Origin of the sequence: Marinicauda pacifica (assembly GCF_004793635.1) — a bacterium.
GTDB classification, from domain to species: Bacteria; Pseudomonadota; Alphaproteobacteria; order Caulobacterales; family Maricaulaceae; genus Marinicauda; species Marinicauda pacifica.
Genome location: NZ_SRXV01000002.1, coordinates 342364 through 359917 on the forward strand (window position 1 = coordinate 342364; position 17554 = coordinate 359917).

A 17554-nucleotide genomic window follows, 5' to 3' on the forward strand; every position below is an offset into this window, starting at 1 on the left:
TCCAGCGCCATGCCCCGCGTCAGGAGAGCGCCATGAACAAGCCATCCAGCCAATCCGAATTCGCGACGCCGAAAGTCACCACCGGCCCGCTCGCCGGATCGAAGCGCGTCTATTCCTCGCCCGAGGCCGCGCCCCATCTCAAAGTCCCCCATCGTGAGGTCGAGCTTCATCCCACGGCGATGGAACCCGCGGTGCGCGTCTATGACTGCTCCGGCCCCTATACCGACACCGCCCAGACCATCGACGTGGAGGCGGGCCTGCCGCGCATCCGCACCGATTGGGTCACCGCCCGCGGCGGCGTCGAGACCTATGAAGGCCGCCCGCCCTCACCGCTCGATAATGGCGGCGCGCGCGGCAAGCATCTTGCCCGCGCCTTCCCGGTGCGCCACCAGCCCCTGCGCGCCACCGGCTCCGGTCCCCTCACCCAGATGGACTTTGCGCGCGCCGGCATCGTCACCGACGAGATGATCTACGCCGCCGAGCGTGAAAATCTCGGCCGCGCCCGCGCCCTGCCCGGCGCCGCCGAGCGCCATGGCGACGGCGAAAGCTTCGGCGCGGAAATCCCCGAATTCGTCACACCCGAATTCGTGCGCGACGAGATTGCCCGCGGCCGCGCCGTCCTGCCCGCCAACATCAACCATGGCGAACTCGAACCCATGGTGATCGGGCGCAACTTCCTGGTGAAGATCAACGCCAATATCGGCAATTCCGCCGTCGCCTCGTCGGTCGAAGAAGAGGTGGACAAGATGGTCTGGTCGATCCGCTGGGGCGCGGACACGGTGATGGACCTGTCCACCGGCAAGAACATCCACAACACGCGCGAATGGATCATCCGCAATGCGCCGGTCCCCATCGGCACGGTGCCGATCTACCAGGCGCTGGAGAAAGTCGGCGGCGTGGCCGAGGACCTCACCTTCGACATCTTCGCCGACACGCTGATCGAGCAGGCCGAGCAGGGCGTGGACTATTTCACCATCCATGCCGGGGTGCGCCTGCCCTATGTGCCGATGACCGCCGACCGGGTGACCGGCATCGTCTCCAGGGGCGGGTCCATCATGGCGAAATGGTGCCTGGCCCACCACAAGGAGAGCTTCCTCTACGAGCGCTTTGCCGAGATCTGCGAGATCATGCGCGCCTATGACGTCACCTTCTCGCTGGGCGACGGCCTGCGCCCCGGCTCGATCGCGGACGCCAATGACCGCGCCCAGTTTGCCGAGCTGGAAACCCTGGGCGAGCTCACGAAAGTGGCGTGGGAGCGCGGCTGCCAGGTCATGATCGAGGGTCCGGGCCACGTGCCCATGCACAAGATCAAGGCCAACATGGACAAGCAGCTGAAAACCTGCGGCGAGGCGCCCTTCTACACGCTCGGGCCCCTCACCACCGACATCGCACCGGGATACGACCACATCACCTCAGGCATCGGCGCGGCCATGATCGGCTGGTACGGCACGGCCATGCTCTGCTACGTCACGCCGAAGGAGCATCTCGGCCTGCCCGACCGCGACGACGTGAAGACCGGCGTCATCACCTACAAAATCGCCGCCCACGCCGCCGACCTCGCCAAGGGCCACCCGGCCGCAAAACTGCGCGACGATGCCTTGAGCCGCGCCCGGTTCGAGTTCCGCTGGGAAGACCAGTTCAACCTCTCCCTCGACCCGGACACCGCCCGCGATTTCCACGACCAGACCCTGCCGAAAGACGCCCACAAGGTCGCGCACTTCTGCTCCATGTGCGGCCCCAAATTCTGCTCGATGAAAATCACCCAGGAAATCCGCGACGAGTTTGGCAGTGCGCGGTCGCCGAATACGAGCGCGGAGCTGGAAGAAGCCGAAGAGGGCATGGCGGAGAAGGCGGAGGAGTTCAAGGCGATGGGGGGTGAAGTTTATGTGGATAAGGAATAATAAAGTAATAAATACCAACAATGATTTTTGACATCTTCAAAACTCAAAAGCACCGTAGTAATTACGGCCTGCTCAGTTCCTCTCTAAAACATCTAAAAGACGCACTACGGTTGCTTATCTGCGCCGCGTTCGCTGCTGCATCAGATGCTATGTGGCGATAATTATCAAGACTAGCATAGCAACCGTTCCTTGCCTGTCGAAGTAAGGATTTAACATCGCTAGATGGTACTCCCCACACCGAATCAATATCCGCCGATATACCCAAGAGCATCCAACCATCTGTACATGGATCGGGTGTAGCAAATACAATTCGATCTAGCGGAGCGTCAACATCCAGCTCTACAAGAAAATCTCGGATCGCGTCCTGAAATTTGTCTACTTTCTCCGCTTCGCCATCAAACGCTAGGGGAGTATTTCTATAGATTTGGAAAAACAAGTTCGCGATATCGAGATCCAAGTGTATAACCAATAAATCAAGAGGCGGTTGATCCGAGAACAAACCGCTCTCAAACCGTGCCGACAACCCATAACACGCCTCGGATCGAAGGCGCTCAATCAATTGAGTCCATCCACCGGGTACATATTCGTCAGTGCCTGTCGCATCTAAGTCGGGAAAAATTCTTGATATCCTTGGGGATTCCTCCAATAGCGTCCCCAGAAATTCGGGAATCGCCTTGCTATCAAATTTTCCCTCTGCGATTAATCCAATATGCATTAGCCTAGTGCATCCTGAATTTCATTAGAGATATACAATTCAGACAAGTTTTTACCTCGGGCCCTTTCATTCCATTTCTGAGGGGTCATTCCCTCTGGCGGAATTAGGCGCCTAAATTTTGTTTCACCGATGATTTCATGGCTATCAAGGCGAACCCCTTTAACTTGCATTCGTCTGGTTGTGACAAATACCGCATGATTTGAGTCAAATATGTCGAATGCATCTAATGCAGTCGGATTGTGAGATGTTAGGAAAACTTGCTTGTTAGGCTTAGAGTCTTCAGCCCCTTCCGATGAAACCTTAACAATGTGATCTACTAGCCTCCTGACAAGGCCGGGGTTGAGTGTACCGTCAACGTTATCTAGACCGAAGGAGGTTGGCGCCTCTGGATGAGAAAGCAGGGTCGCGACAAATATGAGGTATAGAGTTCCCTCGCTAGCATCATAAGGAGAAAGCATGTTGAAACTTGTTTTCATATATTTATCGCGTATATAGATAACCTCTCCCTCTGTTTTTACTTGCGGGGGGACAATATCATCATTTCGTCGACCAATATTTATGCGGTCTGCCCATCCCGGCGCCCAGATGATCTGAAGAATGTCTTCAAAGCGCTTCTTGCTTTCAAGGCCTTGAACTCGCTGCTTCTCAGACAGTGTCTCCTTGAATGCGGTCGCAAGCCGGGAACCAGTTAAGCCGAGCGGTTCAATAACGCGGCTATCGGTTGCCAAGCCCCTCATAACCGCCGTCTGTGGCGAGTAAATAACGTAACGCGAGAAAGCGTTTATTTCCGCTTCCACTTCATCGGGGATATCCGCAAATGGGCCGAGCACATCCCAAGCCCCCCTGTGAGGAGGAATTTCTTCCCGGAATTCCTCCCAGTCGAAGCCCTTCTTGTGTTTATGAAGCCTAGTGCCGTGGGGACTCCGGCCAATCACTAGCCCCCCATCCACGTAAAGAGACTCTGAATGAAAGCTCAGATTTCGACTCGCACCGCCAGCAGAGAGGGTGCATTTATAAGTAAACCTATCGAAATGGCCAATTAATTGAAATGTCTTAGGAATATTTTGATTACGAAATGATGACTTGAATAATCGTGGCGTAGACAGCCGAACGCCCTTATAGTCTAAGTCTTGTGGCGCCAAGCCTCGGCCCAATGCGGACGCGAGAATTCCAACGGCCTCTAGTATATTAGATTTTCCAGAACCATTTGGCCCGATAAAAATATTCACCTCGCCGAGCTCTATGTCGGCATGATGAATTGACTTAAAGCGGGATATTTCAATTCGTCTAAGCATATAGGCCTTGTTTTCTTTCTTCGTCGAACCAGCATTCGGGGCTTTAAGTTTGGCGCTCAGGCGGGCCTAGATCGGACTTTCGACGACGCGGCCCAGAGCCGATCCCGCCGCTAGCTCGTCGGATGAACGCTTATCACTATAATCCTTCGACATAAACGTTGTATAAGATATTGCGATAGTCGGGGACACACACCCATTTCCGCCCACCAGCCACACGCCCCCCAGAACCTCCCCCACCCTGCAAACCTGTCATCCCGGAAACCGCGTCGCGGTTATCCGGGACCTCGTGAGGGAGGCAGGCTCATACCCGGCACCGCCGCGAGGCCCCGGATCGCCTGCGGCGTCCGGGGTGACAGGGAGCTCTTGCGCTCAAGCGGTGGGGGGAAGTCTCCCTCCTCTCTTTCCCAGCGGACGCTGGGACCCAGAGAGCGTAGGGCGCCCCCTACCGCCGCCGGGCGATGAGGGCGGCGCGGCTCATCAGGGCGAGCCAGACGAAGGGGGCGGCGAGCGCGACGCCGACGCGTTCCAGCGGGCCGGAATAGTCCCAGAAATAGCGGATCAGCCCGTCAAACTTGTGGCGCTCGACAAAGAAGATGCTGGCCCGGCTGGTCGAGCCGTAATGGACGAGCTCGGCGCCCGGATCGAACACGACCTGACCGCCGGCATCGCGCACCCGGCGGCACAGCTCGACGTCCTCGACATGCAGGAAGTAGCGCTCGTCAAATCCGCCGACCTGCTCGAAGCCGGCCCGGCTCATCATCAGCGCGGCACCCGAGACACAGGGCATCTCGGCGGGCCGGTCGGGCAGCGGCTCGTTCTCGCGGTGTATGTCGCGCCAGCCCGGCACGAGACGGGACAGGCCGGTAAAGCTGATGAAGGTGCTGGCCAGGGACAATTCGCCCCGGCGCCCGCCGCGCTGTTCGTGGCCGTCGCGGTCGAGAATGCGCGCGCCGACGATCCACGGCATTGTCAGGCCCGCCCCGGTCCGGGCCATGCGCTGCGCCGTGCCCGGCGACAGCACGGCATCGGGATTGATGAAGAGGAGATGCGTGCCGCGGGCCGCCTTCGCGCCGATATTGCAGCCCTTGGAAAAGCCCAGATTGCCGCCGCTATGGATCAGGGTCAGGCGTGTCTCGCGCGTGTCCAGCGCCTCCAGAGTCTCCACGTCAACGGCCGGGTTGCCGTGATTGACCAGGATCACCTCGTCCACGTCGGCGGCGGCCAGCGCGGCGTTCAGCGACTCAAACAGAACCGGCCCGCTATGCCAGCTGACCATGACAACGCTGATCGAGATCGTCTCGCCGGAAGTGCTCGCCCTGGCCAACGCTGTGTCCTCTACCCCCCGTCGTGCCGCGTTCCGCAGCCCGAGTGATTCACCTTAACCGGGCGCTCGCGAAACGCCCAGATTTTCCACCACGCCGCACGCCCCGCGCTCTCCGGCACCGGGTCATACCCGTGCGTCCCGCCAGGGCGGCAGCGCAAGAACCGGCCAAGCCCCATCCAGCCGCCGCGCCACAGCCCGTGCAGGCGCAGCGCGTCCGCGGTGTAGTGCGAACAGGACGGCTCGTGCCGGCACCTGATCCCGAACGCATACAGGACCGGCGACAGGGCCAGCTGGTAGACCGCGATCGCCAGCAATCCGGCGCGCGCCGGCAGGCCCGGCTTTTCAATTGAATGGGGCATGGTCACCCTTGCCGCGCGAAAAGCGCGCCTTACTGGCCCGGACCGGACAGATTTGTCCAGTCTTCACATCCGTCAGTGTCATGATGGTGCGCGTTCTAGCGCGCGTCGAGCCGGTCCAGCGCCTCGCACGCCGCCTCGAAGGCCAGAAGGATCGAGCCGTGACGGGCCGGATAGTCCCTGGCGGGCTGCAGCGCGGCCAGGGCGGAAAACCGGCCCTGCGGCGCCGGTCCGTCCTGTTTGAGCATGGCCTTGAGCGCATCGCGCGCCTCGTAGACCTCGCCCACACCGGCCCCGACGCCCTCGCACGCCAGCACGCTGGCGGCGGCCTGGCCCAGCGCGCACGCCTGCACCTCCAGTCCGAGATCGGTGACGACGCCGTCCTCGACCTTCAGATCGAGATCGAGCGTGGAGCCGCACAGGCGCGCGACCCGGTGCGCACTCGCATCGGGATCGGCCAGCCGGCCGATGCGCGGAATGTCGGCGGCCAGGCGCAGCACGTCGCTGGAATAGGGCCCGGATGAGGTCTCGCTGGTCATGGCCTCTATGTCCGCTCGCGCGCTGTCCGTTTCAAGAGCGCGCTCAGCCGCGCGACAGGCGCCAGATGCTGCCCTCGGGGCTGTCTTCCATCTGGACGCCCTTGGCGGTCAGCGTGTCGCGGATCTCGTCGGCGCGGGCAAAATCCTTCGCCTTGCGCGCCTCGGCCCGCGCCTCGATCAGCGCGTCGATCTCGGCACGCTCGTCCGGATCCACGCTGTCCAGGCCGAACCAGGCATCGGGATCCTCCTGAAGCAGACCGAGCAGCGAACCGGCCGCGAGCAGCTCGCCCTTTGCGGCAGACTGCGCGTCCTTATCCCCGGCCTTGTTGGCCCGGCCCGCGATCTCGAACAGGGCGGCGAGCGCCTTGGGCGTGTTCAGATCGTCGTGCAGCGCGGTCAGCACCGCGCCCGGTTCGGCGCCGGACGCCGCCTCGACCCCGCCCAGGCGCCGAAGCACACCATATAACCGGTCCAGGGATTTGAGAGCGCGCTCGAGTAGCAGATTGTCCCAGTCCAGCGGGGCGCGATACTGCCCGGATAGCAGCGCGTAGCGCACCGATTCGCCCTTGATTCCGCGCGCCAGCATCTCGTGAACCGTCACGATATTACCTTCCGACTTCGACATCTTTTCGTCGTTCATCGACAAAAAGCCGTTATGAAGCCAGTAGTTGGCCAGCGCCTTGCCGCCATGGACGCAGGCCGACTGGGCAATCTCGTTTTCATGGTGGGGAAACACCAGATCCACCCCGCCCCCGTGGATATCTATTGTCTCTCCCAACTGCGATTCGATCATCGCCGAGCACTCGATATGCCAGCCCGGACGCCCCTCGCCGAACGGGCTGGGCCAGCTCGGCTCGCCCGGCTTGGCCGGCTTCCAGAGCACGAAATCGCCCGGGTCGCGCTTGTAGGGAGCGACCTCGACGCGTGCTCCGGCCAGCATGTCTTCCAGCGGCCGGCGCGAGAAGCCGCCATAGGCCTCGTAGGCCTTCACCGAGAACAGGACATGGCCCTGTTCGGCATAGGCAAATCCGTCCGCTACCAGGCGTTCGATCATCGCGACGATATGATCCATATGCCCGGTCGCAGTCGGCTCGAACGTCTTGGGCAGCACGTTCAGCGCCGCGGCATCGTCCAGATAGATTTTCGTAAAGCGCTGGGAAATCACCGAAATATCGACGCCCTCGCGCGCGGCCGCCGCGTTGATCTTGTCATCGACGTCGGTGAAGTTGCGCGCGAACAGGACCTGGTCCTCGCCATAGCGATGGCGCAGCACCCGGAACAGGACGTCAAAGACGACCTCGGGCCGGAAATTGCCCACATGGGCCGGCGCATACACGGTCGGCCCGCACACATACAGCGTCACCCGGCCTGCATCCTGGGGCACAAAGTCGCGCTTGGTCCGGCTTGCCGTGTCGTAGAGCTTCAGAGCCATGGTCGGTGTCATCACATCAGTGTTAAAAGCGGACAAGGCGCTTTGCCTAAACCGCCAGAATTGGGTAGACACCGCGCTCTCGACTATCCGCGCTGTTTGCAGTGGAAACGGCGTGCATGCAACATATCTAATGGCCATGAATACACCGGCCATCGAACGACCCGGCGCAAAGACGGGCTGATCCTTCAGCTACTTCCTGTGCTGGATCCGGAAACCGGAACTACACCGGCACCGCGCAACGGACCGCGCGGGCCGCAACCCGACAACGAAAGGATCCACGTGAGTATGGACGCCCTTACCGATAAAACTGTGCTCGACGCCGCTTCGGCGTCCGGTGTTGAACGCCCCTCGCGCGACGAAGCCGAAGAGGCCGTGCGCACCTTGCTGCGCTGGGCCGGTGACGACCCGCGCCGCGAAGGCCTTCTGGATACGCCCAAGCGCGTCGTGAAAGCCTATGAGGAATGGTTTGCCGGCTACACCAAGGACGCCGCCGCCGAGCTCGGCAAGGTGTTCGAGGACGTGCAGGGCTATGACGACATGGTCATGCTGACCAACATGGACGTCGAGAGCCATTGCGAGCACCACATGGCCCCGATCCTGGGCACGGCCTGCGTAGCCTACCTGCCCGACCGCGCCGTCGTCGGCATTTCCAAGATCGCCAAGGTGGTGGAGATCTTCTCCAAGCGCCTGCAGACGCAGGAGACCATGACGGCCCAGATCGCCGACGTGATCGAGAGCGCGATGAAGCCGCGCGGCGTTGCGGTCTTCGTGGATGCCAAGCACCAGTGCATGACCACGCGCGGGGTCCATCACCCCAATGTCTCGACGGTCACCACAACCTTCACCGGCGAGTTCAAGGCCAATCCCGAACTGCGCGAGCGTTTCATGCGCCTGTGCGAGCGTAACGCCCGCTAGCGCTCGCTCCGCGCTGAAACGCGTTTCGGATCAAATGGAAAGCGCCCTCCGGAGCCCGTCTCCGGCGGGCGTTTTTTGTGACGATTTCAAGGCGTTCGCAGCTCGGGTGTCGCGTGCATGGATCAGGATTGTTAGGTGGGCGTTGACACACGACAGACATCCGCAACCAAAGAGACGCATTCATGATTACCCGTACGCTGACTGCCGCCCTCGCCGCCGCGGGCATGAGCTTCGCCGCTGCCAGCCCTGCCCTCGCCCAGGCCGGTGCCGGTGCTCAAGGCCAGGCGCAAGGCCAGATGCAGGTCGAGCCGATCGACAATTCCGAACTGACCGACGCCCAGGTTGAAGCCTTCATCGAGGCCGCGACCTCCATCCAGGCCGTGATTGCCGAATACCAGCCCCAGCTCCAGGCGGCCGAAAGCCAGGAAGATGCGGCCGCGCTTCAGCAGGAAGCCCAGGGCCAGCTGGTCATCGCGGTTGAGGAAGCCGGTCTCACGGCCAGCCAGTACCAGCGCATCGCCGCAGCCGCGCAGACCGACGAAGAAGTCGCCGCGCGCCTCCAGGCCGAAGCGCAATCGCAGTCCGAGAGCGGCCGCTAAGGCACCGCACACCTCTGTGCATGACAGTGAAACGGGCGGCCGGCTGGCCGCCCGTTTTCTGTGTCAGGCCAGGCGTTCGACCTGAACCGGCTCGCTGCCATGGGCCGGGCGCACAAGCCACCGGCTGTCGATCCCCGCGACAAAGTCCCGGCTCTTGATATCGGACACCGACACGAAATCGGCCTGCGCCCCGTCGCGGTTCAAGGTCAGGTGCACATAGCCCTTGGTGTAGACCTCGTGATGAAGGATGTGGGCATTGCGCTCTGTCGTCAGCGCACCGAAATCGACGCCGGGCGCATTCACATACTCGAAGTCGGACGGGCTGGTGACCGAGGTCACGCCAAATTCGGTCCCGCGCCGTGTGCCTTGCCCGTCGACCAGGTCGTTGCACCAGAAATTATGCGTATCCCCGGTCAGAACGAGAATATCCGCATCGGCCTCGGCCACCGCCGCATACAGGCGTTCGCGCTCGGCCGGAAACCCGTCCCAGTCGTCCAGCGTCATCGGGATTGAGAAGCGCGATAGCTGAGCCGTTTCCCACACTTGTCCGCCAATCATGCGCATCGCGAAGCGCAGCCAGAGCGGCGTCTGGCGAGTGTAATCGGGCATGGTCTTCGGCGCGATCATCACCTGGTTGATGAGGACCCGCCAGGGCTGGCCCGCCTCGCGCGAGGCCCGCAGCGTCTGCGAGAATGCTGCGAGCTGGGCTTCGCCCATCATCTCGCGGGCCGGATTGCCGATCACCTCGTCGCGCCAGCGCTGGACGGCTTCGGCGACTTCAGGGTCTTCGGGATCGGCATCGACCGGGACCGGAAAGCTCGACCAGTCGACCGGCTCGGTGCGCGCCGACAGACGGGTCTCCATCAGGACCAGCGTTGCCAGATCGCCAATGGTGACAGCGCCCTGGCGGGCGTGGCGCGGCTCGGCGTCGCGCACGGGCAGCCAGGCATAGTAGGCGGCCAGCGCGCCATCGCGGCGCGCGGTCCACTCGCCCTCGCCCTCATTGTGATTCTGCGCGCCGCGGCTCCAGGCATCGTTGGCGGTCTCGTGATCGTCCCAGACGGCAATCCAGGGCGCGCGCGCCTTGAGCGCCTGCAAATCGGGATCGAGGCAGTATTGCGCATGGCGCCGACCGTAATCGTCCGCCGTCACGATTTCGCGGCGCGGATCGGGCACGCGCGACAGCGCCTCCGCATCCTCGGTCGCATACCCGTCCATTCCGTATTCGTAGATGTAATCGCCGAGATGGACGACCAGATCGACATCCTCGCGCCCGGCCGCATCGCGATAGGCATTGAAGAAGCCCGCCGGATAATTGGAGCAGGAAAACGCCGCGATCCGGAACTCGTCCACGCGGCCGTCCGGCAGGGTGCGGGTGCGCCCGACCGGGGAGTACTCGCCATCGCGCACGAAACGGAACATGTAGGCGCGTCCCGGCTCCAGCCCCTCGACCAGCGCCTTGTAGGGAATCGCCGGCTCCATATCCGGGCTCGTCACCGCAGGCCCGGCCGGTGCGGTCTCGCCCTCGAAGACCAGCTCGGAGAAACGCTCGTCGGCCGACACCTCGACACGAACGGGCGCATCGGCGCGCGTCCCGGTCAGGGCTGTCCACACCACCAGACTGGTCTGGTCCGGATCGCCCGACGCCACACCATGTTTGAACGCGCCCTCGGCAACCGCCAGCGGTTCGGCCTGCGGCCGGCTGTCCGAGCAGGCCGCCAGCGTCAGGCCGCCTGCCCCCGCCAGCGCGCCGCGCCGCGTAATCTCGCCAATCTTCATGGATGCTCTCCCCGGCTTTTTTCTGTTTGCTTACTCTTGGCCGCCCGCACGCCGGTGGCAAGCAGGCAGGCCCAAAAACGCAGCGCCGGAACGGGCCCCTCAACCCGTCCCGGCGCGCATCAGCCCCCGCTAATCCCCCCAGCGTCAGGCCAGTCCAGCTCTAGAAGCGGCCGCCGATCCGGACACCGGCCATGCGCGGCGCGCCGGCGATGAAGGTCGGAATGCCGAAGCTGTCACCGGTATTGCCGGCATCGATGATGTATTCCTCATCGAGCAGGTTATCGACGAAGGCCTCGGCCCACAGCGCTTCGCTTCCGGTTTCGTAGCGGACCTTGAAGTCGACGATGCCGTATTCGCCCTGCAGCTCGTCCTGGACCGCGTCGCTGCTTTGCAGGTCGGGACGGTCATTGTCGTTGTCGAAGAAGACCTCGCTCTGCCAGCTCCAGGTCGGCAGGAAGGAGAGCGTGCCCCCCGTCGGCATCTCGAAGCGCGCCTGCAGGCCGATGGCCAGTGCATGGTCCGGCGACAGGCGGAAGGAGTTGCCCGCAAACTCCTGGGCATTGCCCTCGTCGTCGGTGTCGTCGAATTCGGCGTGGTTGTAGGCGTAGCTGGCAAACATCGACAGCATGTCATTGAACGCGTGGGTCAGCTGGCCTTCAAAGCCGTATTGCGTGGCCAGGCCCGCATTGTCGGTGATGAAGACGGCCTGGTTCGGTTCAAAGCGGCTGGTCTGGAAGTTCTCGTATTCAGAATAGAAGACCGAGGCCTGGATGGTGGTGTTTTCCAGCGTCCAGAACGCCCCGGTTTCCACGCTGTCGACCAGCTCGGCCGGAACCTCGACGAAGTTTCCGCCGCTGAAGCTGATGACGTCCGGGCGGCGTCCGCGGGCATAGTTGGCCCAAACGTTCAGCTCGTCCGACACCGTATAGTTGGCTGCGACGCGCCAGGTGAAGTCGTCAAAATCGCGTTGGCCCGAATTCATGAACTGGCCGTTCGTGGACGGCAGGAACAGCGTCTGGCCGAAGGTGATGCGGTTCGGGCCGACCAGGCTGCCGCCATAGATGGAGGCGGTCTTCTCTTCGCGCGTGTAGCGCAGGCCGGCCGTCAGCTCGAGGCGGTCGGTCAGCTGGTAGGACACGTCGCCGAAGATGTCATAGGCGGTGTTCTCGCCAAAGTTCGCCGTCTCTTCCAGGTAGAAATCGCGCAGCGGCACGATCTGGCCGGTGGTGAACAAGGCCGGGACCGAGATCATCAGCGGATTGAACGGATTGTCGAAATTCTGCGCACCCGGCACGCCCATCAGGGCCAGCTGGGCCTCGATCTGGGCGACGGTGGCACCCGCGCCGGCGGCGATGACGCCGGCCTGGAAGGCCTGGGCCACGCCCTCATTGGTCGCCAGCGGAATGCGCTGCTTGGCTTCTTCCTCGAAGATGGACCCGCCGACAAAGCCGGTCAGGCGTCCGCCATTGTCGTAGTTCAGGCGCAGCTCCTGGCTCCATTGCTGGCCGACCGCGTCTTCGCCCACGACCAGCAGCTCGGCCCCGAACCCGTCCGGATCGAAGATTTCAAGGGAGTCGAACCCGCGCCAGCCCGTGATGGAGCTCAGCGAGAACATGTCGTTGATCTCGTAGTCGGTCAGGATGGTGACGCCGTAAACTTCGCGCTCCAGACCCAGATCGCGGCCTTCTTCAAAGCCTCCGAACGTGTTCAGCGCGGCCGGCTCCCACGCCTCCAGCGAACCGCCGGGGAAGGGCGCGATCGCATTGGACTTGAACGACGTCCCGGCCGGCGTATCTTCCTGGTAGTTGCCGATCACCGTGACCGACAGGTCCGCGGTCGGCTCCCAGCGCGCTGACAGGCGGTAGGCGGTCAGGTCGACCGAGTTGAAGTCCTCGTCGGTCAGCACGCTTTCGACATAGCCGTCGCGCGACTTGTCGATCATCGCAAAGCGCAGGCCGAACGTGTCGGTCACGGGCATGTTGAGCATGCCGCCGAACTCGAGCCGGTTATAGCTGCCCGCCCCGGCCCAGACTTCCGCCGCAAACGCGTCGAGATCCGGCTTGTTCTGGATGAGGTTGATGCCGCCGATCAGCGCGCCGCGTCCGAACAGGGTCGGCTGCGGGCCCTTGGCGACCTCGATGCGCTCCATGTCGAACAGCTCGACATAGGAGCCGCGCGACTTGGTGATGGACACCCCGTCCTGGAACACGGCCACGCGTGCCGCATCGGCGCCGCCGCCGCTATCGGAGGTGATGCCCCGGATCACGAAGCCCGGGTTGTTGGGCGATTGCTCCTGGATTTCCAGACCCGGCACGAAATCGGACAGATCGTCGAATTGCTCGATGCCCAGTGCGTCGAGCTGGTCGGCACCCAGCGCGGTCAGGGCGAGAGGGACTTCGGCCAGCGACTGTTCGCGCTTCTGCGCCGTCACCGTGATGACGTCGGAGATGAGCGGGTTTGCCGATTGTGACCCGGCCTGCGCCACGGCCACCGGCGTGAAGCCGGCCAGCGTGATAGACGCGGCACTGAGAAGACGAAGCTTGAAAGACATGATGTTTGTTTCCCCTCGCTGTAGAAGACCCCATCGCCATGAAAGGCGCGGGACTGATCGCGAGGCTGTTAGGCAGTTTGCGTGACAGTCTGGAGACGGGACGATGACAGCTCTTTGACGCACCGCAGCAAGCCGGGTCTTGTTGCCGTGACAACACGTTAGCTGTCACATTTGTGTAAGGAACGACCATGAGCGACGCCGTCGAAAGTCACGAGATCATCGCCGAGGACGCCGATCAGGGCACGCGTCTTGACCGATTCCTGGCCGAACGGCTCGAAGCGCTGTCGCGCACCCGGTGCAAGGCCCTGATCGAGGACAGCCGGCTCCGGGCCGACGGCGCGGTGCTGACCGACCCCTCGGCCAAGGTCCAGGCCGGCTCGACCTATGTTCTGGAGATCCCCGCGCCCGAGCAGGCCGAGCCGGTGGCCGAGGACATTCCGCTCGACATCCTGTTCGAGGACGAACACCTGGTCATCGTCAACAAGGCGGCCGGCATGACGGTCCATCCCGCGGCCGGCAACTGGACCGGGACGCTGGTCCACGCCCTGCTCCATCATTGCCGCGGCAGCCTGTCGGGCATTGGCGGCGTGGAGCGACCGGGCATCGTCCACCGTCTCGACAAGGACACGTCCGGTGTGATGGTCGCGGCCAAGACCGATGCGGCCCACCAGGGCCTGCAGAAGCTCTTCGCCAAACACGATATCGAGCGGGTCTATCTGGCCTTCGTGCGCGGGTCGGCCCAGCCGCGGGCCGGACGGATCGAAACCCGCCTGGTGCGCTCCAGCAGTGACCGCAAGAAATTCGCGGTCGCGCGCGACAATGACAGCGACGCGGGCAAGCACGCCATCACCAACTATGCCACGCTGAAGACGTTCGGCCAGGAGCCCAGGGCCGCGATCGGCACGCCGATGGCCAGCCTCATGGAATGCCGTCTGGAGACCGGGCGCACGCACCAGATTCGCGTGCACCTCGCTCATATCGCCTGTCCGCTCCTCGGCGATCCCCTCTATGGCCGCGGCGGGCGCAGCTCCGCCCTGTCGCGCACCGATGACGATCGCCTGCTGAAGGATTTCCGGCGCCAGGCCCTGCACGCGGCGGTCCTGGGCTTCGTCCACCCGGTCACCGGCGAAGCCGTTCGCGTCGAGACTCCGCTGCCCGAGGACATGAAGAAGCTGCAGGCTTTCCTGGAGTCGCTCTAGCCGCCGCGCGCCTCGCGCATCGACTGTTCGTTGTAGAAATGGCTGATGAGATTGTAGCGTACGCCGCGTGTCGTCTCCTCGATCTCGTGCAGAAGCGAGGAAGAGAAGACCAGCGCCGTGCCCGGCGCCCCGCGATAGCCCTTCTCGGCGTATTCGCGAAACACGAGCTCTCCGCCCTCGTAATCGTCATTCAGGCTGATCGACAGGGCGAAACGCCGGTAGGCACTCGACGCGGCCACATTGTCGCGATGGCCGATCTCGATACCGTCGCGGCGGCCGGAATAGCGTGCCACATGCAGGGATTCGCGCTGGGTCACGTCGAAGGCGAACGCCTTGCGGATCATCGGCAGCACGCGCTGGTGCAGCTTCTGGTCGACGCGCTGCAGGATCGCCGGATCGTGGATCACATGGTCGATCCGGTCCTGGCGGTTATAGTCGCTAACCGGGATTTTCAGGCCTTGAGGGCCCGGGGCGGCGGTCTTGGCAATCGCGAACTCGCCTCCCGCCTCGCAATGTTCGATCAGGAGACGGCAATCTTCCGGGTCGAGCGCATTGGGAAGGATCAGCACCGGTGCATGGCCGGGAATCCAGTCGCGTGCCGAAGCCGCCTCTTCTGCCAGCGCGCGGACCTGGGCTGCGGCAGCATCGGCGGATCCGGCATCGTCCATGATGGACCTCACTTGACGGTTAGGGGTGATGACGACGGTACGCTCGATCAGGCGCCCCGGAATATCGATGCCTTTCACCAGGCCATACTGCGCGAAGGCGGCGCCGTTCGCATCGCCGCAAACAGGTGCTGTAAGGCCGGTCTCGACGCGGAGCTGCCGCGCGCGGCGCCCGTCTGTGTCGGCGGTCACGACAATGAGGTTGGCCCCGGCCGCCGCAAGCATGCCCTGGGTGGCGGCACACCGCTCCAGCACGGCCCGGGTCGCAGACTCGCTCAGGCAGCCGCAGAACACCAGGACGAGCGGCCGGCCCGCGAACGCATCTTCGAACAAGCGCAGGCTCCGGCCGTCCTGATCCATCAGCGTGGCGTCCGGAGCCGGATCGCCCGGCCCGATGTCCTGGACATAGGCTTTCAGGAAAGGTGCGGAGCGCTCGTGAACGGGGCGAAGATCGGGTGTCATGACAAAACCGTAATGCGCGGCATCGGCTTGCCATAGCTAATTCGAAACAGCGTTAGGTTATCATAAGACTACTGACGCCATTCTGCATCACGAACCCAATCCGCCCTGCAACCCCCGGGCGAGGACCCAGTCCTCATAGACCGCCCCGCCGACATCGAAGCTGCGCTCGCCCACGGTTTCAAATCCCATCCGGGCATAGAAACCCAGCGCCTTCTCATTGCCCTTGTAGACGCCAAGCAGGAGGCGCGCTGCGCCCTGCTCCACGCCGAACCGGTAGGCCGCCTCGAACAGGGCCCGGCCCGCACCGCTGCCGTGAAACCGAGATAACAGGTAGATGCGCTTGATCTCCAGATCGCCCGGTCCGGTTTCGACCGGCAGGTCGGGCCCGGTCAGATGCAGATAGCCGACCGGCGCCGCATTCGGTGCCATCTCCGCAATCCACAGCGCCTGTGCCGGATCGGCCAGCGCGGCGGCATAATAGGGCGCGGTCTGGCGCTCCTCGCAATGACGGATGACGGCCTGGCCGTCAATCATCCCGGCATAGCTTTCAAGAAAGGTCGCCTTGCCCGCCAGCGCCAGCGCGGTCTCGTCCCCCGCGGCGCAACGTCTCACCTGCGGTCGCGCCCCGTCCTCGACAGACCGGCCCTCCAGACTAGTCATTCCACGCTCCCCGGCGGTCATTCCTGACGAAACCGGACCGATGTCTTTCTGAATTGTCACTTCAACGCAAGGGGAACCTGCGCCATGATTTTGCCGTTGCGATAGCATTCAATGCCATCGACAGCAGGAAATGTTCACATCGACGTGAAGACCCTCTCGCGCAAGCCGCTTTGCCTGCCTACATGGTAGCGGCGCTGCCTGGCAGCGTAAGATGCGGGAGAGGATGGATGGCACGATCGGCGCCGCCCGTCTTCTGAAGGGAGACACACATGGCCAACGCACCCACATTATCGATCAGTCCGGAAGCGGGTCTGTCCCGGTACCTGTCCGAAATCCGCAAATTTCCCATGCTGGAAAAGGATGAGGAGTTCATGCTGGCCAAGCGCTGGCAGGAGCATGAAGATTCCGAAGCCGCTCACCGCCTGGTCACATCGCACCTGCGCCTGGTGGCCAAGATCGCCATGGGCTATCGCGGCTACGGCCTTCCCGTGGCCGAAGTCATCTCCGAAGGCAATGTCGGCCTGATGCAGGCTGTCAAGAAATTCGACCCGGACAAGGGCTTCCGTCTGGCAACCTACGCCATGTGGTGGATTCGCGCCTCGATCCAGGAATACATCCTGCGCTCGTGGTCGCTGGTGAAGATGGGCACGACCGCCGCGCAGAAGAAGCTGTTCTTCAACCTGCGCCGGATGAAGAGCAAGATGCAGGCGCTCGAGGAAGGCGACCTGAAACCCCACCAGGTAGAGGAAATCGCCACCAAGCTTGGGGTGACCGAAGCCGAGGTCATGTCGATGAACGGACGCCTGTCCGGTCCTGACAGCTCGCTGAACGCGCCCCTGCGCCAGGACGGCGAAGCCGAATGGCAGGACTGGCTCACCGACAAGGACGCAGAGTCGGCCGAGGACACGCTGGTCGAGAGTGATGAATTCGACACCCGCATGACGCTTCTCCAGGAGGCCATGGGCCAGCTCAACGAGCGCGAGCGCCACATCATCCAGGAACGCCGCCTGACCGAAGATCCCAAGACGCTGGAAGACCTCGCTCAGGTCTACGGGGTCAGCCGCGAACGCATCCGCCAGATCGAGGTGCGGGCCTTCGACAAGCTGCAGAAGGAAATGAAGCGCCTGGCCGTCGAACAGGAGCTGGTCGAGGCCTGATCTTG

At 63.0% G+C, this 17554-nt stretch carries 15 protein-coding genes; 5 read left to right on the forward strand and 10 right to left on the reverse strand.

Annotated features, from left to right (window positions below; all coding sequences use genetic code 11):
• The first annotated feature begins 32 nt into the window (after positions 1-32).
• Entirely contained in the window at positions 33-1901 is a 1869-nt protein-coding gene (gene thiC, locus E5162_RS08035) for a phosphomethylpyrimidine synthase ThiC (protein WP_135944679.1), read from the forward strand.
• Positions 1902-1962: 61 nt separating this feature from the next.
• Here the strand turns inward: thiC and E5162_RS08040 are convergent, their stop codons facing one another.
• From E5162_RS08040 to cysS, 6 genes are all read right to left on the reverse strand, one after another.
• Positions 1963-2616, reverse strand: a complete 654-nt coding sequence (locus E5162_RS08040) for a hypothetical protein (protein ID WP_135944681.1) — start codon at positions 2614-2616, stop codon at positions 1963-1965.
• On the reverse strand, positions 2616-3911 hold the full coding sequence (locus E5162_RS08045) for an AAA family ATPase (protein WP_135944683.1): 1296 nt from the start codon (positions 3909-3911) through the stop codon (positions 2616-2618). Before E5162_RS08045 ends, E5162_RS08040 begins: the two co-directional genes overlap by 1 nt.
• Positions 3912-4353: 442 nt before the next feature.
• Positions 4354-5235 (reverse strand): glycosyltransferase family 2 protein, encoded by an 882-nt coding sequence (locus E5162_RS08050; protein WP_135944685.1) that lies wholly within the window; start codon positions 5233-5235, stop codon positions 4354-4356.
• Positions 5236-5246: 11 nt separating this feature from the next.
• Complete coding sequence (gene yidD, locus E5162_RS08055) at positions 5247-5594, reverse strand: membrane protein insertion efficiency factor YidD (protein WP_135944687.1); 348 nt, start codon at positions 5592-5594, stop codon at positions 5247-5249.
• Between the two features lie 95 nt (positions 5595-5689).
• A complete protein-coding gene (locus tag E5162_RS08060) occupies positions 5690-6130 on the reverse strand; it encodes an iron-sulfur cluster assembly scaffold protein (RefSeq protein WP_135944689.1) in 441 nt (146 codons plus the stop codon).
• A 43-nt stretch (positions 6131-6173) separates the two neighbouring features.
• Positions 6174-7562, reverse strand: coding sequence for a cysteine--tRNA ligase (cysS, locus tag E5162_RS08065; protein ID WP_135944691.1), 1389 nt, complete (start codon positions 7560-7562; stop codon positions 6174-6176).
• Positions 7563-7847: 285 nt separating this feature from the next.
• On the opposite strand from cysS, the gene folE reads away from it, so the two are divergent.
• The gene (folE, locus tag E5162_RS08070; RefSeq protein WP_135944693.1) at positions 7848-8477 is read left to right on the forward strand and encodes a GTP cyclohydrolase I FolE; all 630 of its coding nucleotides are present in this window, start codon (positions 7848-7850) and stop codon (positions 8475-8477) included.
• Between the two features lie 182 nt (positions 8478-8659).
• Positions 8660-9076 (forward strand): DUF4168 domain-containing protein, encoded by a 417-nt coding sequence (locus tag E5162_RS08075; protein WP_135944694.1) that lies wholly within the window; start codon positions 8660-8662, stop codon positions 9074-9076.
• 63 nt (positions 9077-9139) lie between these two features.
• On the opposite strand, the gene E5162_RS08080 is transcribed toward E5162_RS08075, so the two are convergent.
• On the reverse strand, positions 9140-10855 hold the full coding sequence (locus E5162_RS08080; protein WP_135944696.1) for an alkaline phosphatase D family protein: 1716 nt from the start codon (positions 10853-10855) through the stop codon (positions 9140-9142).
• 160 nt (positions 10856-11015) lie between these two features.
• Positions 11016-13406 (reverse strand): TonB-dependent receptor, encoded by a 2391-nt coding sequence (locus tag E5162_RS08085; RefSeq protein ID WP_135944698.1) that lies wholly within the window; start codon positions 13404-13406, stop codon positions 11016-11018.
• Between the two features lie 188 nt (positions 13407-13594).
• Here E5162_RS08085 and E5162_RS08090 point away from each other — a divergent pair, with 188 nt between their 5' ends.
• A complete protein-coding gene (locus tag E5162_RS08090) occupies positions 13595-14605 on the forward strand; it encodes an RluA family pseudouridine synthase (RefSeq protein ID WP_135944700.1) in 1011 nt (336 codons plus the stop codon).
• On the opposite strand, the gene E5162_RS08095 is transcribed toward E5162_RS08090, so the two are convergent.
• Positions 14602-15732, reverse strand: a complete 1131-nt coding sequence (locus E5162_RS08095; protein ID WP_135944702.1) for a redoxin domain-containing protein — start codon at positions 15730-15732, stop codon at positions 14602-14604. The two genes, E5162_RS08090 and E5162_RS08095, sit on opposite strands and share 4 nt — an antisense overlap.
• Positions 15733-15819: 87 nt before the next feature.
• Entirely contained in the window at positions 15820-16392 is a 573-nt protein-coding gene (locus E5162_RS08100; protein WP_135944704.1) for a GNAT family N-acetyltransferase, read from the reverse strand.
• Positions 16393-16661: 269 nt separating this feature from the next.
• Here E5162_RS08100 and rpoH point away from each other — a divergent pair, with 269 nt between their 5' ends.
• Entirely contained in the window at positions 16662-17549 is an 888-nt protein-coding gene (gene rpoH / locus E5162_RS08105; protein ID WP_135944706.1) for an RNA polymerase sigma factor RpoH, read from the forward strand.
• Positions 17550-17554: the final 5 nt, after the last annotated feature.